Origin of the sequence: Schlegelella aquatica, assembly GCF_026013905.1 — a bacterium.
GTDB classification, from domain to species: Bacteria; Pseudomonadota; Gammaproteobacteria; order Burkholderiales; family Burkholderiaceae_C; genus Caldimonas; species Caldimonas aquatica.
The window spans coordinates 3,300,773-3,326,328 of record NZ_CP110257.1 but is presented as its reverse complement, the minus strand read 5'-3'; the positions used below and the strand labels follow the sequence as shown (position 1 = coordinate 3,326,328).

Here is a 25,556-nt window from a genome sequence, read left to right as displayed (position 1 = left end):
CAGTGAGCCGCGGGCCGAGCGCGCAGCCGGCACGGGCCGGCCGGCGCCCCTCCCGGGGGCGGGGCGGCCGGGGTACTCGACGGGCGGCGGCTCATCACGAACTCTTGCGCACACGCAGGTACCACTCGCACAGCAGGCGGACCTGCTTGGGCGTGTAGCCCTTTTGCACCATGCGGTTGACGAAGTCCTCGTGCTTCTTCTGCTCGTCGGCGCTGGACTTCGCGTTGAAGCTGATGACCGGCAGCAGCTCCTCGGTGTTCGAGAACATCTTCTTCTCGATCACGGTGCGCAGCTTCTCGTAGCTCGTCCACAGCGGGTTCTTGCCGCCGTTGTTGGCGCGCGCGCGCAGCACGAAGTTGACGATCTCGTTGCGGAAGTCCTTCGGGTTGCTGATGCCGGCCGGCTTCTCGATCTTCTCCAGCTCGGCGTTGAGCGCCGCACGGTCGAAGATCTCGCCGGTGTCCGGATCGCGGTATTCCTGGTCCTGGATCCAGTAGTCGGCGTACGTGACGTAGCGGTCGAAGATGTTCTGACCGTACTCGGAGTAGCTCTCCAGGTAGGCGGTCTGGATCTCCTTGCCGATGAACTCGGCGTAGCGCGGCGCCAGCAGCTCCTTCACGTACGAGAGGTACTTCTGCTCCACCTCGGCCGGGAACTGCTCGCGCTCGATCTGCTGCTCGAGCACGTACATGAGGTGCACCGGGTTGGCCGCCACCTCGGCGGGGTCGAAGTTGAACACCTTCGACAGGATCTTGAACGCGAAGCGCGTCGAGATGCCGCTCATGCCCTCGTCCACACCCGCGTAGTCCCGGTACTCCTGGATGGACTTGGCCTTCGGGTCCGTGTCCTTCAGGTTCTCGCCGTCGTAGATCTGCATCTTGCTGAAGATGCTCGAGTTCTCGGGCTCCTTGAGGCGCGTCAACACCGAGAACTGCGCCATCATCTTCAGCGTGCCCGGCGCGCACGGCGCGTTGGCGAGCGACGAGTTGCGGATCAGCTTCTCGTAGATCTTGATCTCCTCGCTCACGCGCAGGCAGTACGGCACCTTGACGATGTAGATACGGTCGAGGAAGGCCTCGTTGTTCTTGTTGTTGCGGAACGCCTTCCACTCGCTCTCGTTGGAGTGCGCGAGGACGATTCCGTCGAAGGGAATGGCGCCAAAGCCTTCCGTGCCCTTGAAGTTGCCTTCCTGCGTGGCGGTGAGCAGCGGGTGCAGGACCTTGATCGGCGCCTTGAACATCTCGACGAATTCCAGCAGGCCCTGGTTGGCCAGGCACAGGCCGCCGGAGTAGCTGTAGGCGTCCGGGTCGTCTTGCGCGTAGGTTTCGAGCTTGCGGATGTCAACCTTGCCGACCAGGCTGGAGATGTCCTGGTTGTTCTCGTCGCCCGGCTCGGTCTTGGCGATGGCGATCTGCTTCAGGATCGACGGGTAGCGCTTGACGACCTTGAACTTGCGGATGTCGCCGCCGAACTCCTCCAGCCGCTTGACCGCCCAGGGGCTCAGGATGCGGTTGAGGTAGCGGCGAGGGATGCCGTACTCCTTCTCGAGGATCGAGCCGTCTTCTTCCGGATCGAACAGGCCGAGCGGCGATTCGTTGACCGGCGAGCCTTTGATGGCATAGAAGGGCACGTGCTCCATCAACTGCTTGAGCCGCTCGGCGATGGAGCTCTTGCCGCCGCCCACCGGCCCCAGCAGGTAGAGGATCTGCTTCTTCTCCTCCAGGCCCTGCGCGGCATGGCGGAAGTAGGACACCACCTGCTCGATGGCGTCTTCCATGCCGTAGAACTCCCGGAAGGCGGGATAGATCTTGATGACTTTGTTCGCGAAGATGCGCGACAGGCGCGGGTCGTTGCGCGTGTCGATCAGCTCAGGCTCGCCGATCGCCTTGAGCATGCGCTCCGCGGCGGTGGCGTAGGCCAGCGGATCGCGCCGGCAGATCTCGAGGTACTCCTCGAGGGAGTACTCCTCTTCACGAGTGCGCTCGTAGCGAGCGGCGAAGTTGCTGATCACGTCCATTCAGACCTCCAGGTCCTTGTGCGGCGCCGTGTGCATCCATGATGACACCGATCGGCGGCCTTGGTTTCAGCATCGATGAAATGCCGAGCCCTCATCGTGCAAACAGAAGCACAAACCTACTCCTGTTTTTTTGTTCCCGTGGTCGTGCAAGGAGCGTGCCCTGACGCAGCGGCCGTGTTCACTCACGAAAGCACGGTTCCTGAAAGAAAGGAGAACACACTCGCCCGTAAAGTTCCATCGGGTATATGCGGTCAACGCAATATCGAGCGTGGAGAAGTTGCGCGACGCGCACACTCGCTCGTGAGGCGTCGCTCGCACGCCTGTGCGGGGCCGGTCAAGGAGGGCGGCGCGAACCCGGCGCCTCGCGCGTGCGCCAGGCACGAGCGGGCGCGAGCGAACAAGCCACGCGCGAGGCGGCTGTCCTCGGGAGCGATCGTCGGTGCGCATCGATGAAGAAGCCCGTGGTCGTGGCCGCCCACACCGCTTCTCGATCGGGACAGCTCGTCCATCATCGCCTCTGACCGGAAGTTGACCCGCTCGCGCGGGATCGAACCTGCCGCGCCGAGCGGGGCGCTGTTGGCAGCCGCGTGCAGCGGCTGCCATCCTGCATTGCATCGCTCGCCGGCGCCTTCCTGGTGCATGGGGCCCGGCGCCTGGGTGGGGTCCACCGGCGCGGGCGTCACGACCGGTAACAACTCCGCCCGCGATCCCCTCCTTTCGGTGAGTGCCAGCCTGCGCGGCGCTCGGCACAATGCGGCGCGCGCCGATCGGGCCACCGCGCTCGCGGCGCGGGTCTGCGCCCCCGCCTGGGGGCCGGGCCGAGAACCACTACATGCATTCCAGGGAGGGAAGCCATGACCCGCATCGTGGCGGACCGGCCGCACGCAGCGGCCGGGTGGGGCCGTGCCGTGCCTGCCGGGCCGGTCGGGTTGGAGGAGGCCGCTCGCAGCGCGCTGTCCGGCGCCGCCTGGCTGAGCCAGCACGACCGGCTGTTGCAGGTTTGCACCGTGCTCGGCCCCGAGCGCCTGGTGGCCGAGCAGGCCACGATCCGAGAAGCGTGCGACACCCCGTTCTCGATCGAGCTGACGGCATGCAGCCCCGGCGAGCTGCCGCTCACGCGGCTGATCGGCCAGCAGCTCAGCCTCGCGCTGCGGCAAGCCGACGACCGCCGGCGCACCTGGCACGGCTACGTCGCGGCGGCCGCCCACCTGGGCAGCGACGGCGGCTGGCATCGCTGGCGCCTGCGCCTGGGGTCGTGGCTGGACTTCCTCGCGCTGCGGCGCGACACCTATCTCTACCAGGACCGCACCGCGCTGGAGATCGTCGAAGACGTGTTTCGCGATCATCCTCAGGCGCACTGGCGCGTGGAGGTGACCCGGGCGCTGCCGCGGCGCGAGATCTGCACCCAGTACCGCGAGACGGACCTCGACTTCGTGCAGCGCCTGCTGGCCGAGGAGGGCATCGGGTACCACTTCGAGCACCAGAGCGACGCCGACGCCCAGGCGCAGCGCGACGGGCTCGCGGCGCACCAGGCGCGTCATTGCCTGGTGCTCACCGACCGCGCCAGCCCCCGGCCGTTCCTGGGGCCCGTGCGGTTCAGTCAGCCGCGCGACCTGGCCGGCCGCCACGCCCGCGCGCGGGCATGGGAAGTGGACACCCTGAGCCGCGTGCGTTGCACCCAGCGGGCCCATCCCACGGCCCTCACGCTCGCGCGCTGGCATCCCGAGCGCCTGCAAGGCGTCGCGGCCGAACAGGAGGTGCCCCTGGCCGGGGCGGCCCTGCCCCGCCTGGAGCATTACGACGGGGTGGGCGAGCGTTGGCCCGGCGGAGGCGCGGCCCAGGACGGGCGCGCGACGCGGCCGGACGACGCCGAGGGCGTGGCCGCTGCGCGCGCCCAGGTGCGCGCCGACGCTTACGCGCAGGACGGCAGGCGCGTGCACGCGCAAGGCACTTGGCGCATGGCGCGTCCCGGCGCGCGGTTCGCGCTGGTGGAGCACCCCAGCCTGGGCGGCGAGTACCTGGTGCTCGCCGTGGAGCACCGGGTGCACAACAACCTGGGCGCCCGCGCTGCCGAGATCGCCGGCGAGCCCGAGCTGGAGCACGGCGCGTACCGCTGCGAGCTGCAGGCCCAGCCGGCCGAACTCGCCCATGTGCCGCCCCCGCGCCCGCGCCCCACCGCGTGGGGCTTGCAGACCGCGCTGGTGGTGGGCCACCCCGGCGAGCCGGCCACCACCGAGCGCGACCAGCGGCTGAAGATCCAGTTCGCCTGGCAGCGGGGCGAGGCGCCCTGGCCGGGTGGGCTGCCGCACGACGAGTCCAGCCCGCACGAAGGGGGCAACGCCCCCGGCGACGCACGCAGCGGCGCGTGGGTGCGCGTGGCCGAGCGCGCGGCCGGCGCCAACTGGGGCAGCGTCTTCACCGCCCGCGTGGGCAGCGAGGTGCTGGTCGACTTCATCGCCGGCGACATCGACCGCCCGGTGATCGTCGGGCAGCTGTACAACGGGCAGGACCGCCCGCCGCTGGCCGGTGGCGAGAGGGCCGGGCGCGAAGTGCCCCCGGCGGGCGCGTGCGAGCCGAGCGGGGGCTTCGACGGGCGCGCCGGGGCTCGCGCCGCGGGCGACCGCGCCCCCCTTCGCGCGGCCAACCACCCGGGGGTGCTGAGCGGCTGGTACCAGCGCAGCCTGGGCGGCGCCGGTCACCAGGAATGGGTGCTCGACGACGCCACCGGCCAGCTGCGCATGCGCTGGCAGGCCAGCCACACCCTGGCCGAGCTGGCGCTCGGTCATCTCATCGAGCAAGCGTGCGGGAGCGCTTGGCGCGGCGGCGTGCGTGGCGCCGGCTTCGAGGCCGGCACCCAAGGCTGGGCGACGCTGCGCGCCGGCGAGGGGCTGCTCGTGACCACCAGTGCCCGCCCCGGGCGCTACGGCAGTGCCGAGTCCACCCAGATGGATGCGGCCGAGGCGGTGGCGCAACTGCGCGCGGCGCAGGAGTTGGCCGAACGCCTGCACGCCGCTGCACGCGCGGCGCGCGCCCACGGGCTGGAGCCGCACGAGGCCGAGCCGGCGGGGCAGGCGGCCGGCGGGCCCGGCTCGGCGGTACAGCTGTTGCGCCTGCTCGACCCTGCCGAGGAGGGTCGTTACGGCGGCCCGGTGAGCGGACAGCCCGCCGTCAAGCAGGACGCGGCGCGCCAGCCCACCGAACCGGTCGAACGGCCCGCAGGCCCCACCGTGACGTTGGACACGCCGTCCACCCTGGCCCAGGCGAGCGAGGCCGCCCTCGTGCAGCATGCCTCGGGCGACCACGCCGCAGTGGCGCAGGGCGACTGGCACGCCAGCGCCGGCGCCACGGCCAGCGTGACCGCCGGCGGCACGGCCAGCTGGTACACCCACGCCGGCGGCCTCCAGCTCAAGGCCGCGCGAGGGCCGGTGAGCCTGCGCGCGCACACCGACCGGCTGCAGATCCTGGCCGACCAGCAGGTGCAGATCCTGAGCGTGGCCGACGAGATCGTCGTGCAGGCCAAGCAGCGCATCGAGCTGGTGGGCGGCGACAGCGCCGTCGTGCTCGACGGCAGCGACATCCGCTTCACCACCCCGGGCAGCTTTGTGGTGCAGGCGGCCACGCATCAGTGGGAGGGGGCGGGGCGGGAGGCGGCGGTGTTGGAGGCGTTGCCGGTGGGCACTGCATCGCAGAAGCCGGCCGTGCTGGAGCTGAACTACCACGATGAGTGGCTGCAACCGGTGGCCCGCGCGCCTTACCACGTGGTGTTCGAAGACGGTACCGTGCGCCAAGGTGTGCTCGACGACAACGGCTACGCACGGCTTGAAGGCGTGCCGAACTGTCCCGCCCGCGTGTACTACGGCGAAGACCCCGCGGCGCCCAGGGCCTGCGTCGAACTGCCCGCCAACACCTTCAAGGCCGGCAGCAGCACGAACGAGGAGGCCATCGCGAACATCGAACGTTACCTGAGCGAGACGGCACGGTTCTGGTCGCAGCAGGCCACCGCCGAACAGCGCGAACTCCACGCCGAGTTGAACGCCGCAACGGGTGAGCCGGACGGCGAGGACCTCTGGCACTACCTGGACGAAACGCGCCAGCAGGCCCTGAGCGAGACAGTGCGTGGAGGTCGGGCATGAGCACCGCCGTGGCCACCCGTGCTGCTCGCGAGGGCGCTCAGGCCGGTGCAGGCAGCAGCCGTCACGGCTGGCTCGATGAGCTGAAGGACGAAGCCGTCAGCTTCCTCAAGGGCGACAACAACGCGCCGTGGGCCATCCTGGCGGAAACCGTCATCGGTTGCGTGCCGGTGCTCGGCCAGCTCGTCGACGCGCGCGACATCATCAAGGGGCTGGTTGAGGTGAGCGCCGCGCCCGCCAGCCCGCTGGCCTGGTTCAACCTGATCACGGCCCTGATCGGATTGATCCCCGGTGGCGGCGATGCTGCCAAGCGCTCGCTGCGCGCGGTGAACAGTGGCACAGTGCGTGTCGACGAACTGCTCGACATGATCCGCCGCCTGTACAAGGGCGACCCCGAGAAGGTGCTGCGCGAGGTGCTGGATCTTTCCAAGTTGCGCCAGACGCTGGACGGCATCCTGACGAATGCCAACCTCACGCGGCGCCTCAGCCCCGAGGTGCGGCAGAGCATCGAGCGGATCCGCCAAAACCTGGGCCGGCAGTTCGATGCCTTCAAGAAGCAGGTCGACGAATGGCTGGCCCGGGGTCGCAAGACCAGCGCCGACACCCCGCTTCCAACGCGGCCGGGTGCAGGCACGCCGGTCACCAAGCCCAACACGCATGCGCGCGCTGGCAGCAACCCCGGCACCGACCACCACAACCACGCCCAGCCGAACAGCCCCAACGCCGCGACCCAGCGCACCGCGCGGTTCAAGAGCCTGACGCAGAAGGTGCTGGGCGTGATGGGCGAGCACATGGCCGACTACCACTGTCAGGAGATCAAGGGCTGGGGCAGCAAGGTGCAGCACGACCGCGGGGCCAAGAACAACGCGAAGCTCAATGACGGCGGGCACTTGGTGCAGCTGTGGCCTTGTGCACCGAGGGGGCGCGGCATCGACGCGGTGTGGAGGACCAACAACGGCCCGAAGCCGTACGCGATCATCGAGGCCAAGGCCAGTTATGACCCGACGAAGAGTCTGGCCGCGTTGTTGGGGGAGGCGGGGGACAAGAACGAACGGGGAGCGCCGAACGCCGGCGGCCTGCGCCGGCGAACAGGTACGGGCGGACAGAGTGCAGCCGGGGCTACCGCCTTCCGCCAGACTAACGGCAAGATCACGCAGATGAGTCACTCCTGGATAGAAAGGCGTCTGCCATCTGCGCTCGCTTCAAGCCCTCCGGACCTTCAAGTGTTCCGCCGACTGAAGGCAGCGGCGTACAGCCGGCACGTGTTGTTCTTCTCCATTCCTCAGGCGGGAGCTCATGCGGAGGCCTTGATTCTTCATGCTTCGCAACGCGACGTACAGGCAGGCTTTCACGCCACGCATCAAGCCACAAGAGAGTGGACGGACAACCAGATTGCGCAAGTCGTGAACGACCGGGCAGGCGTTCCCGCCGCGAACCGGCGTTCACGTTGAAGGAGAGATATGGAGTTCCATGAGATCCGCCGCCAGCAGTTCCTGACCCAGCAGTACTACCTCGATCAGCTCAAAGGATTCGAGGAAGTTCTGTACGGTCCGGAGGGTCTGGAAGAAAACCTTCGGTCTCCCGAGAGGGAGCCTGGCTGGCACATGTCCCTCGCGCGTGGCGCGGCCTATGAGCGGTTCTGCAGGTTGCTGCTTCGCTACACGGCGGGCGAGGCCATCGAGCAGTTGCGTCTCGAGCTGGAGGGTGTGGTTGCAGCCTACGAGCGCTACGGTGAACTGATATGGCGCGAGACGGACGATCGCAACGAGGTCGTGTTCACGTTCACCTTCCTCGACGAGTACTGCGAGCTGATGCAACTGATCGGACTGTGCTTCCTTCTCCACCGCCGTGACTTGCTCCCGCGGATCGCCGCCTTGCAGGACGGGGAAGGCGGCACGTCAAACGGCGGAGCCGATGTCATCTATGAAGAGTTCATGATCCACGTGTTCGGAGCAGAGAAGCGGTTTACCACCGAGCACGCATGCCAGGTCCGGCCGTACGAAAACCTCTTCTATGCCCTGACCGAGGACACACCAGCCAAGCAACTCAAGGAACTCGACCTGTTCCTGAAGCGCTGGTACAAGGACTTGGCCGGCACCGGCTGGCATGACAGCCACAAACCGGACGAGAACGGCAACCAGGGTGGCTACTACGGCTACTGGAGCTTCGAAGCAGGCGCCGCCGTGCTGCTGCTCGGTATCGAGGACGACTCCAGCCTGCACAAGTACATCTACTACCCGAAGGATCTCGTCGCCTGGGCGCGCGAGCATGCCGAGCTTTCGGAGCAGTCACCCGGCGGGCCAACGCGCCTGCGCTGCGAAGCCGGCCAGCCCTGCCCACGCGAAGGCTGGTGGTTCACCCCCGCCAAGGCCGACAGCCGGCGCTTCTTCAAGCAAGGCGAAGTGATGCCGGCCTTCGGCACCGACTACGGGCTGACCATCTGGCAGTGGGACGAGCGGCAGGACACGTGACACTTCGCCGCGCCTGTGCTCAGCGGGATGAAGCGGCGCTCCTGGACCTCGGTACCACCCCGCCGCGGGTGTTTGCCTTCGGTGTCAAAGCCGCGGACAACGAGTTCCACTGGGCGTCATGGGGCAAGCGGCGAAGCGTCATCGCGTTGAAGCGCAACGTACGGTTCATTTACGCGGGTGGGCGGCGGACGCCGCCGCCGGCGGACAACGACTTGTGGTCGAACATCAAGCCGACGATGTTCGAGACGCCGGTCGAAAAGCTCGTTCCGTACGCGCGCGAGTGCCCTCGTGCTCGAGAGCAGCGACATCCGCTCTCGGCCCGCCGGGAAGCCGCTAGACCAAGCCGTGCCGCCGGCCAGCCACTGAGGAAATGCAACATGAGTACCGCTGACAACCCGCTGCAACTGCCGGCGCACATCAAGGCGATGCCAGAAGAAGAGAAGCGACTGCGCAAGGAGTGGCTCAAACGCAAGTTCGCCTCGTTCGAGTACCACGAAGAGCTGGTCCGCCTGCACGAGCAGTGGCGCAATGCGCTGCGCAAGGCGCTGCAGCGGGCGGTTCACGACCGGACGCCAGACCCGGACTGCGGTACCAAAGGGCAGGCAGCAAGGAACTTCGAGCGCACGTACTGGCCCATCATCGAACGCAAGCCCAAACCGGGCGACTACAAACCCGAACTGTGGGACAAGTACTACGCCACAGGCATGTTCCGGTCCATCCCCGACTACAGCCGCTATCTGCTCAGCGAAGGCGACATGCTGGACTGGATGACGGAGGACGAACACACGGAACTGACCAAGTACTGGACGCCAATGGCGCGTATGGCGCAGAACATCCGCTATACGGTGGATGACATGTGGTCATACGAGGGCACTGACGACTGGATTCTTGACCAGACGTACACCGGTCCCATCGACTGGCCCGACAATTGGCGAACCGAAGTCTCACCGCCTCGCATCAAAGCCGGCGAGCCGGTCCCCCAGGGCGGCGTGTGGCAGTCGGTGGATGACCACAAGCGCCAGTTGAGGGTCCACGCCGGCGAGCGGCTGCCCGATCTCGGCTCTGCCTATGGCATCACGCTGTGGGAACGGATCGGCGACTGATCTGCAGCGCCCGCCCGTCGGCGGGCAGTCAAAGTCTGTTCCGACCTCTGAATGAAGGTCCCCCTTTCCGTACCCGACGGCACCCAATGAGCGAGCCGATCCTTCTGCCCTACGACGTGCCCCGCAACCTGGACCAGGATGCGTGGTTCCTGTATGAGGCCACGTCGATCCCTTACTACGAGCTGTGCGCGCAGCTGTGCGAGGAGTTCGCGCACTTCTTCAACAAGCTCATTGGAGGCCACCAAGCCCATGGCCGGGGGCGGGTCGACTATTGGGTTTCACGCTACCTGACCCATGCAGAGAACATTCGCCGTGGCATCGAGTTCGTCAGAACGGCGGGCGACTACATGCCCATGCTCGACTTCCTGTCGTCGGCATCTTCCGACTATCGAGGCTTGATCGAGAACGCCTTTGGCTATGAGACGCGTGACGAATGGAGAAAAGAGTTCGAACGCATGAGTTACGCCTGTGGGACGGGCGCCGACGTGCTGAGGGACAACGAGTGGAAGGGGTTGAAATGGCTGAATCGGGATTCGCTCATTGAGCAGAGTCGCAGGCTATTGGATATGAGCAATGGGCCGGTCGGTGACGACCCAGTAGGAAAGAAGTCCTTCGTCGACAAGTACCGGCTGGCAAACCCTCCCGCCTCCTTTCCAGTCCATCCGATCGACCGTGGCATCCAAGCAAGACCCGGCGAGCGCTGCCCACGCACGGGCGTATGGGTTCCGGCTCAATGGGCCGACGAAGGTGCGGGCAACTTCAGCTTGGCGTTCTGCATCGAAGGACGTGCGATGCAGCCCGCCTACAGAATCACAGGCCGCGAGGTGGTTGATATCTGGGAAGACTATGATCGCCAGCTCGGAATTGAGCACGAACCGGACGATCTCACTGAAGTGACCGGCACGCTGAAGACGGTGGCCGTAGACACCACGTGGTACTTCGTGCACAAGCCGGACGTGCGTGGCGGCGAACAGCCGAATTGGCAATCTCCGGTTCGTCTGCGCTGTGAAGCGAACAAGCCCTGCCCGCGCGAAGGCTGGTGGTTCACCCCAGCGAAGGCCGACAGCCGGCGCTTTTTCAGGCAAGGCGAAGTGATGCCGGCCTTCGGTACGGACTACGGCCTGACCATCTGGCAGTGGGACGAGCGGCAGGACACCTGACCACTTCGCCGCGCTGGTGCGCAGCGGGATGACACGGAGCTCCTGGTTCGTCCCCACATGTCCATCTTCCCAGCACGGGCCAGCGCTTGATGAGCGAGCCGATCCTTCTGCCCTACGACGTGCCCCGCACATCAAGGCGATGCCAGAAGAAGAGAAGCGTTTGCGCAAGGAGTGGCTCAAGCGCAAGTTCGCATCGTTCGAGTACCACGAGGAGATGCTGCGTCTGCACCACCAATGGGTCGAGGTGATACGCAAGGCCAAGTACTGGACACCGATGGCGCGTATGGCACAAAACATCCGCTATACGGTGGACGACATGTGGACATACGAGGGCACCGACGACTGGATTCTTGACGAGGAATACACCGGCCCCATCGACTGGCCCGACGATTGGCGAGCGGAAGTGTCACCGCCTCGCATCAAAGCCGGCGAGCCGGCCCCGCAAGGCGGCGTGTGGCAATCGGTGGACGAACACAGGCGCCACGTGAGGGTCCAGCCGGGCGAGCGGCTGCCCGACCTCGGCTCGGCCTATGGCATCACGCTGTGGGAGCGGATCGGCGACTGATCTGCAGCGCCCGCCCAAGCCGACGATGTTCGAGATGCCCGTCGAGCGCCGGGCCTGCCGATAATGCGGGGATCGCCTCCCCTGCCACGCCTTGTCTGCGCCGTTGATGAACCCCCCGGACCCGAAGCATTACCTGCTGGCCGTCACGCGCCTGCACCGCAAGCGACCGGTGGTGACGACGCGGGCCGTCTACAACGTGCAGGGGGTGAAGTTGCTGGACCAAGGCGTGGGGGTGGACGAGCGCCTGTACGAGCGCCTGACGCAGCACAGGCTTTCGCAGCCGGTGGATGAGTGCCTGGCCAGCGAGCCCTCGGTGACGGGGCGGGTGTTGCGCGAGGTCGCGCAGGAGGCGTTGCAGCGCTGGGACTTCTTCGCCCGGATGCTCGCAGCGGCCAAGACGCGGGAGGTGGTGCTGCATGCGCTCGAGAGCACGCCTTTGCCGGCGCCGGTGGCCTTCAGCTTGACGCTCGCACGCGAAAATTACCCGGCCCTCTTCGATCATTCGGTGCTCGCTGCCATCACCGCGGGCTACCTGGTGTGGACGCCGGTTGCGTCGCGGCACGACGTGGCGGTGGCGGTGGCGGCGGGGCTGCTGCACGACCTGGGCATGCTCTACGCCGACCCGGTGCTGTGGCAGCCGGAGCACCGGCTCAACAGCGAGCAGCGCCGCCAGCTGTATGCGCATCCGGTGACGGGGGCCTTGCTCGCCGAGCGCCACCACGAGTATCCGAAGGACGTGGTGCGCGCGATCCTGGAGCATCACGAGCTGCTGGATGGCTCCGGCTATCCCCGGGCTTTGCGCGCGGACGCGATCAGCCCGCTGGGGCGCGTGCTGGCGGTGGCCGAGGTGGCCACGGCCATGTTCAAGTGCGAGTCGGATTCGCCCGAGTTGAGGCTCTCGCTGGCGCTGCGGATGAACCGGGATCGCTACGACGCGACCTTGCTGTCCGACATCGTGCGCCTGCTGGAGCCGGGCGTGCGCGAGGCGCTGGCGCGCGTGCCCTGCCGGGGCGACGCCTTGCCGCGACTGCGCGAGCTGGCCGACGTGCTCGGGCAATGGCGGGAGGTGGCGGCCCGGGCGAGCCTGCCGGACGAGCAGGCCCGCACGGCGGTGGCCCGCACGCACGAGCAAGTCGATCGCGTCTTGCGCAGCATGGCAGGCGCCGGGGTGAGCGCGGAGCAGCTCGCGTGGCTGTCGCGTGAGGCGATCGACGACGCGGTGGCGGCCGAACTCACGCTGCTGGGCCGCGAGGCCGCCTGGCAGGCCCGGGCCGTGGTGCGCTTCCTGCGGCGCCAGTGGCGCCCGTCGCGCGGGGTGCTCCTGACGCCCGCGATCGACGCCTGGCAAGCGCGCTTGAGCGAGGTGTGCGAGCAGTGGCTGGCTGGCGGGGAGCCGGCACGCTCGGTGGGCGGCTGAAGAGGCCCTTGGGGCCTTCCGGGGCTCGCGTGAGGGGCGGCTCAGCGCGCCCGGGCACCCAGCGGAGCGGGGCTTCAGAACTGCGTGACCGCACGGGAGGCGCCCTCAGCGCGCGCCGAGCCCCAGCTTGTCGAGCAGGCCGTTGAGCTCGTCGAGCGAGCCGAAGGCGATCGCGATTTCGCCTTGCTCGCCGCGCTTGGTGCGCTTCTTGATGCGGATCTCGACGGCGGCGGTGAGGTGGTCGGAGAGCTCCTCCTCGATGCGCACGAGGTCGCGCGGCTTGTCCTGCTTGACGCGCAAGAGCGGCGCCTGGCGCGCTTGCTGCGTGCGGGTCACGAGCTTCTCGGCCTCGCGCACGTTGAGCTTCTTGGCGACGATCTCGTGCGCGGCGAGGATCTGCTGGGCCGGCTCGAGCGACAAGAGCGCGCGCGCGTGGCCCATGTCGAGGTCGCCGGCCATGAGCATCTGCTGCACGGGCTCGGCCAGTTGCAAGAGGCGCAGCAGGTTGCTCGCCGCGCTGCGCGAGCGGCCCACGGCCTGCGCGGCCTGCTCGTGCGTCAGGCCGAATTCGTGCACCAGGCGGTGCAGGCCCTGCGCTTCTTCCAGCGGGTTGAGATCCTCGCGCTGGATGTTCTCGATGAGGGCCATGGCCGCGGCGGCCTCGTCGGCCACGTCGCGCACCAACACCGGCACTTCGTCCAGCCCGGCGAGTTGAGCGGCGCGAAAGCGCCGCTCGCCGGCGATGATCTCGTAGCGGGGCAGGCCGCCGGGCCGGTGCGATGCGCCCGGCGCCGGGGAAGAGCCCTGCGGCTTGTCGTCCGGCGCCTGTGCTGATGCGCCCAGCGGGCGCACCAGGATGGGCTGCATGATGCCCTGGGCCTTGATGCTTTCGGCCAGCTCGTAGAGCGAGCCCTCGTCCATGCGGGTGCGCGGCTGGTACTTGCCGGCCTGCAGTTGCGAGACCTTGAGCGTGGAGGGCGGGCCCTCGCCCGCGGGCGAGGGGCCGGGCGTGTCGCTCACCTTGGGGCCCAGCAGGGCTTCGAGTCCGAGGCCGAGGCCTTTGGGTTTTTTCGTGACCATGGGCGGCACCAGAGAGGAATCAGGATTGCGGCGCGAGCAGCGCGTCGAGCAGCTGGCGGCCTTGCGGCCAGTCGCCCAGGCCCGACTCGGCGTTGATGTGGCCGCGCGCGCCGATCTGCACCAGCGTGGCGCCCCAGGCCGCGGCCATCTCGGCCGCACGCTCGGGCGCGCAGAAGGGGTCGTCGGTGCTGACGACGGCGGTGGCAGCAAAGGGCAGGCGCTGCCGCACGATCGGCCGCCAGCCGTGCAGCTGGGGCGGGGTGTCGGGGCGCTCGGTGTCGGGCGGGGCGACCAGCAGCGCGCCGCGCACGCGGTCGGTGTGGCGCGAGTGCGCGGCCCAGGCGGCCACCAGCTGGCAGCCCAGGCTGTGCGCGACGAACGCGGCCGGCCTGGGGTCGGCCAGGATCTCTTCTTCGAGCCGCGCCATCCAGTCGCCGCGTTTGGGCCACTCCCAGTCGTCCTGCACGACGCGGCGGTCGCCGTGCAGGGCCTCCCAGCGCGTTTGCCAGTGCCCGGGGCCGGAGTCGAGCCAGCCGGGCAGCAGGAGGATGCGGACGGCGTCGTTCATCGCGGCGCGCCGGTCACATCGTGGCGATGCGGGCGACCATCTCGCGCGCGAACTCGACGTACGACTGGGCGCCCTTGGAGGCCGGGTCGAACACCACGCCCGGCTGCCCGTAGCTGGGCGCCTCGGCCAGGCGCACGTTGCGCGGAATGACGGTGTTGAACACCTTGTCGCCGAAGTGCTGCTTGAGCTGGTCGCTCACCTGGCTTTGCAGTGTGATGCGCGGGTCGTACATCACGCGCAACAGGCCGATGATCTTGAGCTCGGGGTTCAGGTTGGCGTGCACCTGCTTGATGGTGTTGACCAGGTCCGACAGGCCTTCGAGGGCGAAGTACTCGCATTGCATCGGCACGATCACACCGTGCGCGCTGACCAGGCCGTTGAGCGTGAGCATCGACAGGCTCGGCGGGCAGTCGATGAGCACGAAGTCATAGTCGCCTGCGACGGCGGCCAGCGCTTCCTTCAGGCGCCGCTCGCGGCGTTCGAGGTCCACCAATTCGACCTCGGCGCCCGCCAGCTCGCGGTTGGCGCCCAGCACGTCGTAGCCGCCCAGCGCCGAGCGCGCCCGGGCCTCGGGGATGGTGGCCGCGTCGATCAGCACGTCGTAGACGGTGTGGGGCAGGGCGCGCTTGTCCACGCCGGAGCCCATGGTGGCGTTGCCTTGCGGGTCGAGGTCGACGAGCAGCACGCGCTGCCCCACCTTGGCCAGCCCGGCAGCGAGGTTCACGGCGGTGGTCGTCTTGCCGACGCCGCCTTTCTGGTTGGCGATGCAGAAGATCTTGGCCATCAGGTGGGGGTCACAGTTCGATCAGGTCCACGCCCACCGCCCGGGCGGCCCGGCGCAGGTCGGCGTCCAGCGTGGCCAGCGGCAGGTGGCGGCGCATCGCCAGTTCGAGGTAGGCGGCATCGTAAACCGTCAGGCCCTGCGCGCGCGCCAAAGGCAGCACGTCGTGGCGCATCAGCCGCGCGGCGGCCCCGTCGGTGTCGATGGGCAGCTGGTCCAGGCTGGCGAGGATTTCGGCGATCACCGATTGCGTCGCCCGCTGCCGGCGCTCGGCGTTGAGCAGCATGTTCGCGACCTCCAGGTGCCACAGGGCCGGCACCACCGCGCCGTGGTCGGCCACGCGGTCCAGCAGCGCGAGCGCGCGCTCGGTCTGCTCCTCGCGGAAGCACCAGGCGAGCGTCGCGGACGCGTCGAGGACGAGGGCGCTCATCGGCGGCCCTCGGGCGGCCAGGCGCTGCTCATCCCTTGCGTCCGTCGTCGCGCAGCGTGCGCCAGTCCAGCCCGGCCAGGCTCAGCCGCTGTCCGATGTCCTTGAGGCGCGCGACGGCGGCCGCGACGTCCTCCTCGCGGGAGGCCGCGACCGGCGTCAACCGGGCCACCGGCCGGCCGTGCTTGGTGATGACCACCTCCTCGCCCTGTTCGACGCGGTCGAGCAGGGCGGAAAGATGCGTCTTGGCTTCGAAGGCGCCGACGGTGGTGGACATGACCGAACTGGTTGAAACAACTGGTTTATTGTCCGCCCCGGGGGCACGGCCCGTCAAGGCCAGCCGGTGGCGATCGGCGCGTCGAGGAGGGGTTATTGCGTGGCGAGCTTCACTCCGAAGCCGACCAGGAAGACGCCCGCCACGCGCTCCAGCCACTTCGCCAGGGGCTTGTGCGCGCGCACGCGCGCCGCGATCGCGTCGGCGAAGGCGGCGAGCGTCAGGCAGTAGGCGGCGGTGAGCGTCGCGATCGTCAGCGCCATCGCGCCGAAGGTGAGCAGGCCCTGGTGGCGGGCCGGGTCGATGAAGAGCGGGAAGAAGGCCATGTAGAAGACGATGGCCTTCGGGTTGAGCAGCGTGATGAAGAACGCCTGCCGCAGGTAGTGGCCGGGCCGCAGCTCCAGCGGGCGCGAGGCCCCGTCGCGGGCGCGCAGGAGCTTCCAGCCGATCCACGCCAGGTAGGCGGCGCCCAGGTACTGCACGCCGTGGAAGAGCGCGGGGTGGGCGGCCAACAACGCGGCCACGCCCGCCACCGCCAGCCACAGCAGCACCTGGTCGCCGAGGATCAGCCCCAGCGTGGCGGCCGCGCCGCCCCGCAAGCCGCCCTTGCCGGTGGCCGACAGCAGCGCGAAGGTGCCGGGGCCGGGCAGGGCGAGGAAAACGAGAACAGCCGCGCAGAAGGCGCCGTAGTCGCCGATGCCGAACATGGAAAGGCCTTTCGTCCGAGCGAAGCGGTCTCAGGAGCGGTCACCAGGGGAAGATCTTGCCCGGGTTCATGATGTTCTTCGGGTCGAGCGCGTGCTTGACCGCGCGCATCAGTGCGATCGCGCCGTCGCCGGCCTCCTCGCGCAGGAAGCCCATCTTGTGCAGTCCGATGCCGTGCTCGCCGGTGCAGGTGCCTTCGAGCCCGATCGCGCGTGCCACGAGCCGGCGGTTCAGGTCCTCGGCGAGTTCGCGCTCTTCGGGTCGTGCCGGGTCGATGAGGTAGCCCATGTGGAAGTTGCCATCGCCCACGTGGCCCACCACGAAGTAAGGCAGGCCGGCGGCGTCGGCCTCGTCGATGGTGGCCAGCAGGCAGTCGGCCAGACGCGAGATCGGCACGCAGGCGTCGGTCGTCACGGCCCGGCAGCCGGGCTTCATCTGCAACGCGGCGAGGTAGGCGTGGTGGCGCGCCGTCCACAGCCGGGTGCGCTCCTCGGGCGTCGTGGCCCATTCGAAGTCCTCGCCGCCGTGCTCGCGCGCGATCTCCTGCACCAGCTCGGCCTGCTCCTTCACGCTCGCGGGCGTGCCGTGGAACTCCATCAGCAGCATCGGCCCTTCGCGCAGGCTGAGGCGGTCGTGCCGGTTGACGGCGCGCACGGCGTTGGTGTCCAGCAGCTCGCAGCGCGCGATGGGCACGCCGAGTTGGATGATCTGGATGGTCGTTTGCACCGCCGCGGCCAGCGTCGGGAAGCTGCAGATCGCGGCGGAGATGGCCTCCGGGTGCGGGTACAGGCGCACCGTGATCTCGGTCATGATGCCCAGCGTGCCCTCGCTGCCGACGAACAGCCGCGTGAGGTCGTAGCCGGCGCTGGACTTCCTTGCGCGCGTGCCGGTGCGCACGATCTCGCCACTGGCCGTCACCACGGTGAGCCCCAGCACGTTCTCGCGCATCGTGCCGTAGCGCACCGCGTTCGTGCCGCTGGCGCGCGTGGCCGTCATGCCGCCGATGGACGCGTCGGCCCCCGGGTCGATCGGAAAGAACAGGCCCGTGTCGCGGATCGCCGCGTTGAGCTGCGTGCGCGTGACGCCGGCCTGCACGGTGGCCGTCAGGTCCTCGGCGTGCACGGCGAGCACCCGGTTCATGCGCGACAGGTCGATGCTGATGCCGCCTTGCACCGCGAGCAGATGCCCTTCGAGCGAGGAGCCCGCGCCGTAGGGGATGACCGGCACCTCGTGCCGGGCGGCCAGGCGCACCGCGTCGGCCACGTCCTCGTTGCTCTCGGCGAAGACGACCGCCTCCGGCGGCGGCACGTCGAAGGGCGATTCGTCGCGGCCGTGCTGCTCGCGTACCGCGGCGGCGGTGGAGCACCGCTCGCCGAAACGCTCACGCAGCGCCTCGATGAGGGCGGGCGGCACGGGGCGGGGGGCGATCTGCGGCGCGATGACGCTCATCGCGGCGGGCAGGGGGTCGGGGGCATTCATCGGCAAGGACTCCGGGGGCGCTCATCGCAACGCGGCGCCACACCTCAGGATACGCGCTGTCGCCCGCGGACTCAAACGAGCCCCCCTCGGTGGGGCCCGTACACTCGCACTCGCTGCGGCGCGAGCGCTCGCACCGCCCCGCCGCCGTCCTTTGCACCACCATCAGGAGGACCCATGCGTTTCGAAACCCGCACCGTGCACGCCGGCCAGGCGCCAGACCCGACCACCCGCGCGGTCGCGGTCCCGATCTACCAGACCGTCTCGTACGCGTTCGACAACACCCAGCACGGTGCCGACCTGTTCGACCTGAAGGTGCAGGGCAACATCTACACCCGCATCATGAACCCGACCCAGGCCGTGCTCGAGCAGCGCCTGGCCGACCTGGAGGGCGGCGTCGGCGCCCTGGCCCTGGCCTCCGGCATGGCGGCCATCACGGCGGCGATCCAGACCATCGCGGGCGTGGGCGACAACATCGTCGCGTCTTCGACGCTGTACGGCGGCACCTACAACCTGTTCGCGCACACCTTCCCGCAGCAGGGCATCGAAGTGCGCTTCGCCGACCCGGCCGATCCGTCGAGCTTCGAGCGCCACATCGATGCGCGCACGAAGGCGGTGTTCTGCGAGTCGATCGGCAACCCGCGCGGCAACGTCACCGACTTCGCCCGCCTGGCCGACATCGCCCACCGCCACGGCGTGCCGCTCATCGTGGACAACACCGTGCCCAGCCCCTACCTGTGCCGCCCGTTCGAGCACGGGGCGGACATCGTCGTGCACTCGCTGACCAAGTACATCGGCGGCCACGGCAATGCGCTGGGCGGCGTCATCGTCGATTCCGGCCGCTTCCCGTGGGCGCAACACAAGGAGCGCTTCAAGTCGCTCAACGAACCGGACGTCTCGTATCACGGCGTGGTCTACACCGAAGCGCTGGGGCCGGCGGCTTACATCGGCCGCGCCCGCGTGGTGCCTCTGCGCAACATGGGCGCCGCGATCTCGCCGCTCAACTGCTTCCTGATCCTGCAGGGGCTGGAGACCCTCGCCCTGCGCATGGACCGCATCTGCGACAACGCGCTGCGCATCGCGCAGCATCTGCAGGGCCATCCGAAGGTGCGGTGGGTGCGTTACGCCGGCCTGCCCGGGAGCCCCGAGCACGCGCTGGCGCAGCGCTACATGGGCGGGCGCGCCTCGGGCATCGTGAGCTTCGGCGTCGAGGGCGGCCGCGAGGCCGGCGCGCGTTTCCAGGATGCGCTCAAGCTCTTCACGCGCCTGGTCAACATCGGCGACGTGCGCTCGCTCGCGTGCCACCCGGCCTCCACCACGCACCGCCAGCTGGCACCGCACGAGCTGCAGCAGGCGGGCGTGACGGAGGACATGGTGCGCCTGTCGATCGGCATCGAGCACGTCGAGGACCTGATCGCCGACCTCGACCAGGCGCTGCAGGTGGCCTAAGGCCCGGCGCGCGGCCGCCCGGAGCCGGGCCGTCACCCCCGCGGGGGGTGGGGCGCACGCCCCGGGGGCAAAGATACGATGCCCGGCGCGCGGCCGCCCGGAGCCGGGCCGTCACCCCCGCGGGGGGTGGGGCGCATGCCCCGGGGGCAAAGATACGATGCCCGGCGCGCGGCCGCCCGGAGCCGGGCCGTCACCCCCGCGTGGGGTGGGGCGCATGCCCGGGGGCAAAGATACGATGCCCGGCGCGCGGCCGCCCGGAGCCGGGCCGTCACCCCCGCGGGGGGTGGGGCGCACGCCCCGGGGGCAAAGATACGATGCCCGGCGCGCGGCCGCCCGGAGCCGGGCCGCCCAGGGCCGCGTGCCCGGTACACTGGGTTGCGACGAAGAGGAGACGACATGGGCAACCGGCTCTCGCAGATCGCCACGCGCACGGGCGACGACGGCACCACCGGCTTGGGCGATGGCACCCGTGTGTCGAAGGACCATTTGCGCGTCCACGCGATGGGCGACGTGGACGAGCTCAACTCGCACCTGGGCGTGCTCCTGGCCGAGCCGTTGCCGCAGGACGTGCGCGAGCTGCTGGTGACCATCCAGCACGAGCTGTTCAACCTGGGCGGCGAGCTGTCGATGCCCGGCTTCGAGCTGCTCAAGACGCAGGCCGTCGCCCGGCTGGACGAAGCGCTGGCGCACTACAACGCGCAGCTGCCCCGGCTGAAAGAATTCATCCTGCCGGCTGGCACGCGCAGCGCGGCCCTGGCGCACGTGGCCCGCACGGTGGCCCGCCGCGCCGAGCGCGCGGTGGTGGCGCTTGGCCAGCACGAGGCGGTGCGAGACGCGGCCCGCCAGTACCTGAACCGGCTGTCGGATCTGCTCTTCGTGCTCGCCCGGGTGCTGAACCGTGCGAACCTCGACGGGCTCGGTGGCGACGACGTGTACTGGAACAGCGAGCGGCTGAAGCGCGACGACGCTGGGGGTTGAAGCCCAAGGAGCCCAGTGCCGGCAGTCTTTCTTGGGCTGATCGGCTTTTGGGGGTGGTGGTGGGGTTCGTAGAGGTCAGGGGTGGTACTGCGGCGGGTGGAGCGTGCGGCCGGTGGGGAGCCTGCGGGCTTCGGCCCCATCGCGGTCGGCCACCGAGCGGGGCGGGAGGTGGCCTCATCAACACGAGCCAAGTGGCTCACCCGTCAGGACACCGCGAACCAGGGCCTGCGCCCGCAGGCACGCCCACCGGCCTGCGACACGGCGGGTAGCATGCGAAGAAGCAGAAGAAGGAGAACAACGGGTGACCAGCACCGACGGGTGCGGCGCCCCGACCCTCCCCACGCCTGAGCGAAGGGCACGCCGGTGCCCGAGCGGCAGGGGGTGGGTGGTGGGGGCGATTTCTCGGGCGGCGAGGAGCGCAGGGGCTCGGGTCAGCGCGCGCCAGCGCGCCACGTCCTCATACTCGCCGCCGATGTTCGAGCGCAGCGAACGCAGTGAGCGCAGCGAGTTCGGCGGCGGACCCGAGCCCCGAGCACCACAGCGGAGTCGGGCCCCGCGGGGCCCGACCGCTCGAGCATGAGCCCCCGCCGCCCACCCCCTGCCGCGCAGCGCTCCACCCGCCGCAAGCACCTTGCCGCCGCCCCGAGAGCGTTCCCCAGCGCCAAGCGAGCAAAAAAATGCCCGCCGAGGTCCAAGGGCCTGCGGCGGGCTATCCCACTCGACGTGGGCTCTGCTGAGGGAAAACGGAGATTCCGCTCGATGGAGACGTTGCAATCCCGACGCACCGTATTCGACTACGTTCCCCCGCGGGGTGCCAGCACGCTTGCCGCCCCTTACGGCGTTTACAAAAAAGTAAGCGCCCGCACCGTGTCAGACGGAGCGGGCGCCTCGTTCCGGGGGCGCAAGATCACTTGCGGCGGCGCTTCACCGCGTCGGCGAGGGCCTGAAGGGCCTGCAAGGAATCGTCCCAGCCCAGACACGCGTCGGTGATGCTCTTGCCGTATTCGAGCTTGGCCGGGTCGTCTTTGCCCGGGGTGAATTTCTGATGGCCCGCCTGGAGGTGGCTTTCGATCATCACGCCGAAGATCCGCTTCGAGCCGCTGGCGATCTGGTCGGCGATGTCGCGCGCCACCACCAGCTGGCGCTCGTGCTGCTTGCTCGAGTTGGCGTGCGAGCAGTCCACCATCAACGTGCCGGGCAGCTTGGCCGCTTCGAGCTCCTGGCAGGCGCTCTCCACGCTCCTGGCGTCGTAGTTCGGTGCCTTGCCGCCGCGCAGGATCACATGGCAGTCCTTGTTGCCCTTGGTCTCCACGATGGCGACCTGGCCGTTCTTGTGGACCGACAGGAAGTGGTGCGGGCGGCTGGCGGCCTGGATCGCGTCGGTCGCGATCTTGATGTTGCCGTCGGTGCCGTTCTTGAAGCCGATGGGCGCCGACAGGCCCGAGGCGAGCTCGCGGTGCACCTGGCTCTCGGTGGTGCGCGCGCCGATCGCGCCCCAGCTGATCAGGTCGCCGATGTACTGCGGGGAGATCACATCGAGAAACTCGCTGCCGGCAGGCATGCCCAGCCGGTTGATGTCGATGAGCAGTTGCCGCGCGATGCGCAGGCCTTCGTCGATGCGGAAGCTTTCGTCCAGGTACGGGTCGTTGATGAGGCCCTTCCAGCCCACGGTGGTGCGCGGCTTCTCGAAGTACACGCGCATCACGATCTCCAGCGTGTCGGCGAACTTCTCGCGCTGCGGCACCAGGCGCCGCGCGTACTCGAGGGCCGCGGCCGGGTCGTGGATGGAGCAGGGGCCGATGATCACCAGCAGCCGGTCGTCCTTGTGCTGCATGATCCTGCGGATGCGTTGCCGCGTGTCGCCGACCAAGGTCTCGATCGTCGTGCCGCGGATCGGGAAGAACCGGATCAGGTGCTCCGGCGGCGGCAGCGGCGTCACGTCGCGGATCCTTTCATCGTCGGTTTGCGAGGTCTTGTCGACGGGCGCATACCAACCCTCCACGGCGGTGTTGGACTTGGCGTTCATGGCAGCTGCTCTCCTAAGGGTTCGAGGGGTACGGTGAGCGTCCGAGGGGCGAAAAAAAAACCGCCGGGGGGTGCCCCGGCGGTCGGTTGGGATTCGGTTCGCTCGTGTTGGGTTACGCGCTGGCCTCTCCTCCGCCGGGGCGGTGCGAGAACCAAAAGTAAAAGCCGAAAAACCAAGCGCGGGCCATGCGGCAACTGTAGCACGTGGTTGCTGCAACGCGTCAAGAGGCGCGTGGTGCGCCGACGACGATGCCTGCGTCAGATCAAACGAGAATGTCGGGCTCGTCCCACGGGGAGGCGGGTTCGGCGCCTGCGTCCGACTCCAGCCCGCGGGTGAGGGCCGACCACCAGCCCGGGCGGCGTTCCGGCGGGTCGAGCACTGGGTCGGGCTGACGCAGCACCTCGATCTCGCCGAGCATGCGCGTGGCCACGTCGATGAAGTCCCGCCGCACCTCCAGCTCGTCGGCCTCGCGCGCGGTGGTCGCGATCCAGGCGTCGAGCAGCCACTGGACCTCGGTGAACGTCACGGCGTAGTGGCGCAGCGCCTCCGGCAGCACCGACTGGCCGCCCAACAGCGCGGCGCGCTCGGCCTCGAGGCGCTCGCGCATGTCCTGTTGCAGCTTCGCGCGCACGGGCGGGCTGGCCGTGCGGGCTTGCCGCACGAACTTCATCAGCTCCGAGTTGATGCGCTCGGCCCGTTCGATCACCGAAGGATCGGGCGGCTGGCGGCGCGAGGGTGGAACGTCGTCTTCGTCGGGGGCCATGGCGGGCGGCCACAGGGAAGGGCACTCAGCGTAGCGGCTCCCCCCGGGCAGGGCAAGGCGCCCGCCCGGTGAAGGCGCCGCGGGCGTGACAAGCGCCTCGGGCCAGGCCGGCGCGGCGCGGGCTCAGGCGGTGCCGCCCACCGTGAGGCCGTCGATGCGCAGCGTCGGCTGGCCCACGCCCACCGGCACGCTCTGGCCCTCCTTGCCGCAGGTGCCCACGCCGGTGTCGAGCTGGAGGTCGTTGCCGATCATCGACACGCGCGTCAGCGCGTCGGGCCCGTTGCCGATGAGGGTGGCGCCCTTGACCGGGTACTGGATCTTGCCGTTCTCGACCCAGTACGCTTCGCTGGCCGAGAAGACGAACTTCCCGCTGGTGATGTCCACCTGCCCGCCGCCGAAGTTGACCGCGTACAGGCCCTTCTTGATGCTGGCGAGGATCTCTTCCGGCGCGCGGTCGCCGGCCAGCATGTAGGTGTTGGTCATGCGTGGCATCGGCACGTGGGCGTAGCTCTCGCGCCGGCCGTTGCCGGTGGGCCGCGTCTTCATCAGCCGGGCGTTCATCGCGTCCTGGATGTAGCCGCGCAGAATGCCGTCTTCGATCAGCACGTTGCGCTGCGTCGGGTTGCCCTCGTCGTCGATGTTGAGCGAGCCGCGGCGGTCGGGAATGGTGCCGTCGTCGAGGACGGTGACGCCCTTGGCGGCCACCCGCTGGCCGATGCGGCCTGAGAAGGCGCTGGAGCCTTTGCGGTTGAAGTCGCCTTCGAGCCCGTGGCCCACGGCCTCGTGCAGGAGCACCCCGGGCCACCCGGGGCCGAGCACGACGGTCATCTCGCCGGCAGGCGCGGGGCGGCTTTCCAGGTTAGTGAGCGCTGCCTTCACTGCGTCGTCCACGTATCCCGCGAGGACGTGGTCCTGGAAGTAGCCGAGCCCGAAGCGTCCGCCGCCGCCGCCGGTACCCACTTCGCGCCGGCCGTGCTGTTCGGCGATCACGGTGACGGACAGCCGCACGAGCGGACGCACGTCCGCGGCCAGCGTGCCGTCCGCACGCGCCACCAGCACGACGTCGTACTCGCCGACGAGCCCGGCCATCACCTGCACGATGCGCGGGTCCTTGGCCCGGGCCAGGCGCTCGACCTTCTCGAGCAGGGCGACCTTCTGGGTGCTGTCGAGCGTGGCGATGGGGTCCATCGGCGCGTACAGCACACGGCTCGGGGCGATGGTGGGCTGGGAGCGCCCCACCTTGACGCGGCGGCTTTGTCCGCTGGCGGCGATCGTGCGCACCGTGCGGGCGGCGTCGAGGAGCGCGGCTTCGGAGATGTCGTCGGAGTAGGCGAAGGCCGTCTTCTCGCCCGAGATGGCGCGCACGCCGACGCCCTGGTCGATGCCGAAGCTGCCGGACTTGACGATGCCTTCCTCCAGGCTCCAGCCCTCGCTGCGGGTGTACTGGAAGTACAGGTCCGCATCGTCGATGCGGTGCTCTGCGATGACCTGCAAGGCGCGGGAGAGCGCGGATTCGTCGAGGCCGAAGGGGTCGAGGAGCAGCGACTTGGCGATGGCGAGGCGTTCGAGGGTGGGTTCGCGGGAGATCATGGATCGTGTCGTCCTGGGGAGGAGTCCCCTGTGCGGGCAATTGTAGGAGGGTGTGGATGACCGGGTCGGGGGTGCGGCAGGAGTCGTGTGTTTGGCGGCGTTGAGGGGTGAGAGGGGGGGAGGCCCGTGGCGAGTGGAGCGCCGCGTGACAGGGCTGGGGCGGCACGCTGGGGCGCGCTGACCCGAGCCCCTGCGCTCTTGGCTCCTCCTTCTTCTCTTTCTCTTCTTCGCATGCCACCCGCCCGCAGTACCACTCCGACGAACCGCACCCCGCCCCCAAAGGCCGGTGGGCGTGCCTGCGGGCGCAAGTCCTGGTTCGCGGTGTCCTGACGGGTGAGCCACTTGGCTCGTGTTGACGAGACCCACCTCCCGCCCGCTCGGTGGCCGACCGCGAGGGGCCGAAGCCCGCAGGCTCCCCACCGGCCGCACGCTCCACCCGCCGCAGTACCACCCCAACGAACCGCACCACCGCCCCCAGAAGGCCGGTGGGCGTGCCTGCGGGCGCAGGCCCTGGTTCGCGGTGTCCTGGCTGGTGAGCCACTTGGCTCGTGTTGATGAGGCCACCTCCCGCCCCGC

General features: G+C 69.2%; 20 protein-coding genes. 9 read left to right on the top strand and 11 right to left on the bottom strand.

The genetic code is table 11. From position 1 onward, the window contains the following. Positions 1-94: 94 nt before the first annotated feature. The gene (locus OMP39_RS15235; protein ID WP_264892710.1) at positions 95-2,017 is read right to left on the bottom strand and encodes a PrkA family serine protein kinase; all 1,923 of its coding nucleotides are present in this window, start codon (positions 2,015-2,017) and stop codon (positions 95-97) included. A gap of 854 nt (positions 2,018-2,871) precedes the next feature. Between OMP39_RS15235 and OMP39_RS15230 the strand changes: the two genes are divergently transcribed. The 7 genes from OMP39_RS15230 to OMP39_RS15200 all read left to right on the top strand — a co-directional run bounded on the left by OMP39_RS15230 (position 2,872) and on the right by OMP39_RS15200 (position 12,863). Next, positions 2,872-6,150, top strand: coding sequence for a type VI secretion system Vgr family protein (locus tag OMP39_RS15230; protein ID WP_264892709.1), 3,279 nt, complete (start codon positions 2,872-2,874; stop codon positions 6,148-6,150). Further along, positions 6,147-7,598: a hypothetical protein gene (locus tag OMP39_RS15225; protein WP_264892707.1), complete on the top strand. Its 1,452-nt coding sequence runs from the start codon at positions 6,147-6,149 to the stop codon at positions 7,596-7,598. Before OMP39_RS15230 ends, OMP39_RS15225 begins: the two co-directional genes overlap by 4 nt. A gap of 9 nt (positions 7,599-7,607) precedes the next feature. Further along, positions 7,608-8,618, top strand: coding sequence for a PoNe immunity protein domain-containing protein (locus OMP39_RS15220; protein WP_264892705.1), 1,011 nt, complete (start codon positions 7,608-7,610; stop codon positions 8,616-8,618). Then, entirely contained in the window at positions 8,615-9,721 is a 1,107-nt protein-coding gene (locus OMP39_RS15215; protein WP_264892702.1) for a hypothetical protein, read from the top strand. The genes OMP39_RS15220 and OMP39_RS15215 overlap by 4 nt, the downstream gene beginning before the upstream one ends. Before the next feature lie 86 nt (positions 9,722-9,807). Beyond that, positions 9,808-10,881 carry a hypothetical protein gene (locus OMP39_RS15210; RefSeq protein WP_264892700.1) on the top strand — a complete coding sequence of 358 codons (1,074 nt, stop codon included), beginning with the start codon at positions 9,808-9,810 and terminating at the stop codon, positions 10,879-10,881. 139 nt (positions 10,882-11,020) lie between these two features. Further along, the gene (locus tag OMP39_RS15205) at positions 11,021-11,446 is read left to right on the top strand and encodes a hypothetical protein (protein ID WP_264892699.1); all 426 of its coding nucleotides are present in this window, start codon (positions 11,021-11,023) and stop codon (positions 11,444-11,446) included. Positions 11,447-11,552: 106 nt separating this feature from the next. Then, on the top strand, positions 11,553-12,863 hold the full coding sequence (locus OMP39_RS15200) for an HD-GYP domain-containing protein (protein ID WP_264892698.1): 1,311 nt from the start codon (positions 11,553-11,555) through the stop codon (positions 12,861-12,863). A 105-nt stretch (positions 12,864-12,968) separates the two neighbouring features. On the opposite strand, the gene OMP39_RS15195 is transcribed toward OMP39_RS15200, so the two are convergent. From OMP39_RS15195 to OMP39_RS15165, 7 genes are all read right to left on the bottom strand, one after another. After that, entirely contained in the window at positions 12,969-13,943 is a 975-nt protein-coding gene (locus OMP39_RS15195; protein WP_264892697.1) for a ParB/RepB/Spo0J family partition protein, read from the bottom strand. A gap of 19 nt (positions 13,944-13,962) precedes the next feature. After that, positions 13,963-14,511 carry an RBBP9/YdeN family alpha/beta hydrolase gene (locus tag OMP39_RS15190; RefSeq protein ID WP_264892696.1) on the bottom strand — a complete coding sequence of 183 codons (549 nt, stop codon included), beginning with the start codon at positions 14,509-14,511 and terminating at the stop codon, positions 13,963-13,965. A gap of 13 nt (positions 14,512-14,524) precedes the next feature. Further along, a complete protein-coding gene (locus tag OMP39_RS15185; RefSeq protein ID WP_264892695.1) occupies positions 14,525-15,295 on the bottom strand; it encodes a ParA family protein in 771 nt (256 codons plus the stop codon). A 10-nt stretch (positions 15,296-15,305) separates the two neighbouring features. Next, complete coding sequence (locus OMP39_RS15180; protein WP_264892693.1) at positions 15,306-15,722, bottom strand: type II toxin-antitoxin system VapC family toxin; 417 nt, start codon at positions 15,720-15,722, stop codon at positions 15,306-15,308. Between the two features lie 28 nt (positions 15,723-15,750). Next, positions 15,751-15,996: a type II toxin-antitoxin system Phd/YefM family antitoxin gene (locus tag OMP39_RS15175; protein ID WP_264892691.1), complete on the bottom strand. Its 246-nt coding sequence runs from the start codon at positions 15,994-15,996 to the stop codon at positions 15,751-15,753. 92 nt (positions 15,997-16,088) lie between these two features. Beyond that, positions 16,089-16,700 carry a LysE family transporter gene (locus OMP39_RS15170; RefSeq protein WP_264892689.1) on the bottom strand — a complete coding sequence of 204 codons (612 nt, stop codon included), beginning with the start codon at positions 16,698-16,700 and terminating at the stop codon, positions 16,089-16,091. Between the two features lie 40 nt (positions 16,701-16,740). Beyond that, positions 16,741-18,177, bottom strand: a complete 1,437-nt coding sequence (locus OMP39_RS15165; RefSeq protein ID WP_264892687.1) for an FAD-binding oxidoreductase — start codon at positions 18,175-18,177, stop codon at positions 16,741-16,743. A gap of 174 nt (positions 18,178-18,351) precedes the next feature. On the opposite strand from OMP39_RS15165, the gene OMP39_RS15160 reads away from it, so the two are divergent. Together OMP39_RS15160 and OMP39_RS15155 are read left to right on the top strand one after the other, a co-directional pair. Further along, positions 18,352-19,623, top strand: a complete 1,272-nt coding sequence (locus tag OMP39_RS15160; protein WP_264892685.1) for an O-acetylhomoserine aminocarboxypropyltransferase/cysteine synthase family protein — start codon at positions 18,352-18,354, stop codon at positions 19,621-19,623. 396 nt (positions 19,624-20,019) lie between these two features. After that, positions 20,020-20,601, top strand: coding sequence for a cob(I)yrinic acid a,c-diamide adenosyltransferase (locus OMP39_RS15155; protein WP_264892683.1), 582 nt, complete (start codon positions 20,020-20,022; stop codon positions 20,599-20,601). Between the two features lie 907 nt (positions 20,602-21,508). Here the strand turns inward: OMP39_RS15155 and OMP39_RS15150 are convergent. The 3 genes from OMP39_RS15150 to tldD all read right to left on the bottom strand — a co-directional run bounded on the left by OMP39_RS15150 (position 21,509) and on the right by tldD (position 24,980). After that, positions 21,509-22,627 carry a 3-deoxy-7-phosphoheptulonate synthase gene (locus tag OMP39_RS15150; protein WP_264892682.1) on the bottom strand — a complete coding sequence of 373 codons (1,119 nt, stop codon included), beginning with the start codon at positions 22,625-22,627 and terminating at the stop codon, positions 21,509-21,511. 262 nt (positions 22,628-22,889) lie between these two features. Beyond that, the gene (locus OMP39_RS15145; protein WP_264892680.1) at positions 22,890-23,390 is read right to left on the bottom strand and encodes a hypothetical protein; all 501 of its coding nucleotides are present in this window, start codon (positions 23,388-23,390) and stop codon (positions 22,890-22,892) included. A gap of 123 nt (positions 23,391-23,513) precedes the next feature. Continuing rightward, positions 23,514-24,980, bottom strand: coding sequence for a metalloprotease TldD (gene tldD, locus OMP39_RS15140; RefSeq protein WP_264892679.1), 1,467 nt, complete (start codon positions 24,978-24,980; stop codon positions 23,514-23,516). Positions 24,981-25,556: the final 576 nt, after the last annotated feature.

Excerpts from the sequence above, each read along its gene's own strand:
- OMP39_RS15205 (WP_264892699.1), top strand. The coding sequence starts at position 11,021 with ATGCCAGAAGAAGAGAAGCGTTTGCGCAAGGAGTGGCTCAAGCGCAAG.
- OMP39_RS15185 (WP_264892695.1), bottom strand. The coding sequence starts at position 15,295 with ATGGCCAAGATCTTCTGCATCGCCAACCAGAAAGGCGGCGTCGGCAAG.
- OMP39_RS15160 (WP_264892685.1), top strand. The coding sequence starts at position 18,352 with ATGCGTTTCGAAACCCGCACCGTGCACGCCGGCCAGGCGCCAGACCCG.
- OMP39_RS15190 (WP_264892696.1), bottom strand. The coding sequence starts at position 14,511 with ATGAACGACGCCGTCCGCATCCTCCTGCTGCCCGGCTGGCTCGACTCC.
- OMP39_RS15220 (WP_264892705.1), top strand. The coding sequence starts at position 7,608 with ATGGAGTTCCATGAGATCCGCCGCCAGCAGTTCCTGACCCAGCAGTAC.
- OMP39_RS15235 (WP_264892710.1), bottom strand. The coding sequence starts at position 2,017 with ATGGACGTGATCAGCAACTTCGCCGCTCGCTACGAGCGCACTCGTGAA.
- OMP39_RS15230 (WP_264892709.1), top strand. The coding sequence starts at position 2,872 with ATGACCCGCATCGTGGCGGACCGGCCGCACGCAGCGGCCGGGTGGGGC.
- OMP39_RS15170 (WP_264892689.1), bottom strand. The coding sequence starts at position 16,700 with ATGTTCGGCATCGGCGACTACGGCGCCTTCTGCGCGGCTGTTCTCGTT.
- OMP39_RS15195 (WP_264892697.1), bottom strand. The coding sequence starts at position 13,943 with ATGGTCACGAAAAAACCCAAAGGCCTCGGCCTCGGACTCGAAGCCCTG.
- tldD (WP_264892679.1), bottom strand. The coding sequence starts at position 24,980 with ATGATCTCCCGCGAACCCACCCTCGAACGCCTCGCCATCGCCAAGTCG.
- OMP39_RS15180 (WP_264892693.1), bottom strand. The coding sequence starts at position 15,722 with ATGAGCGCCCTCGTCCTCGACGCGTCCGCGACGCTCGCCTGGTGCTTC.
- OMP39_RS15155 (WP_264892683.1), top strand. The coding sequence starts at position 20,020 with ATGGGCAACCGGCTCTCGCAGATCGCCACGCGCACGGGCGACGACGGC.
- OMP39_RS15200 (WP_264892698.1), top strand. The coding sequence starts at position 11,553 with ATGAACCCCCCGGACCCGAAGCATTACCTGCTGGCCGTCACGCGCCTG.
- OMP39_RS15175 (WP_264892691.1), bottom strand. The coding sequence starts at position 15,996 with ATGTCCACCACCGTCGGCGCCTTCGAAGCCAAGACGCATCTTTCCGCC.
- OMP39_RS15165 (WP_264892687.1), bottom strand. The coding sequence starts at position 18,177 with ATGAATGCCCCCGACCCCCTGCCCGCCGCGATGAGCGTCATCGCGCCG.
- OMP39_RS15210 (WP_264892700.1), top strand. The coding sequence starts at position 9,808 with ATGAGCGAGCCGATCCTTCTGCCCTACGACGTGCCCCGCAACCTGGAC.
- OMP39_RS15225 (WP_264892707.1), top strand. The coding sequence starts at position 6,147 with ATGAGCACCGCCGTGGCCACCCGTGCTGCTCGCGAGGGCGCTCAGGCC.
- OMP39_RS15150 (WP_264892682.1), bottom strand. The coding sequence starts at position 22,627 with ATGAACGCCAAGTCCAACACCGCCGTGGAGGGTTGGTATGCGCCCGTC.
- OMP39_RS15145 (WP_264892680.1), bottom strand. The coding sequence starts at position 23,390 with ATGGCCCCCGACGAAGACGACGTTCCACCCTCGCGCCGCCAGCCGCCC.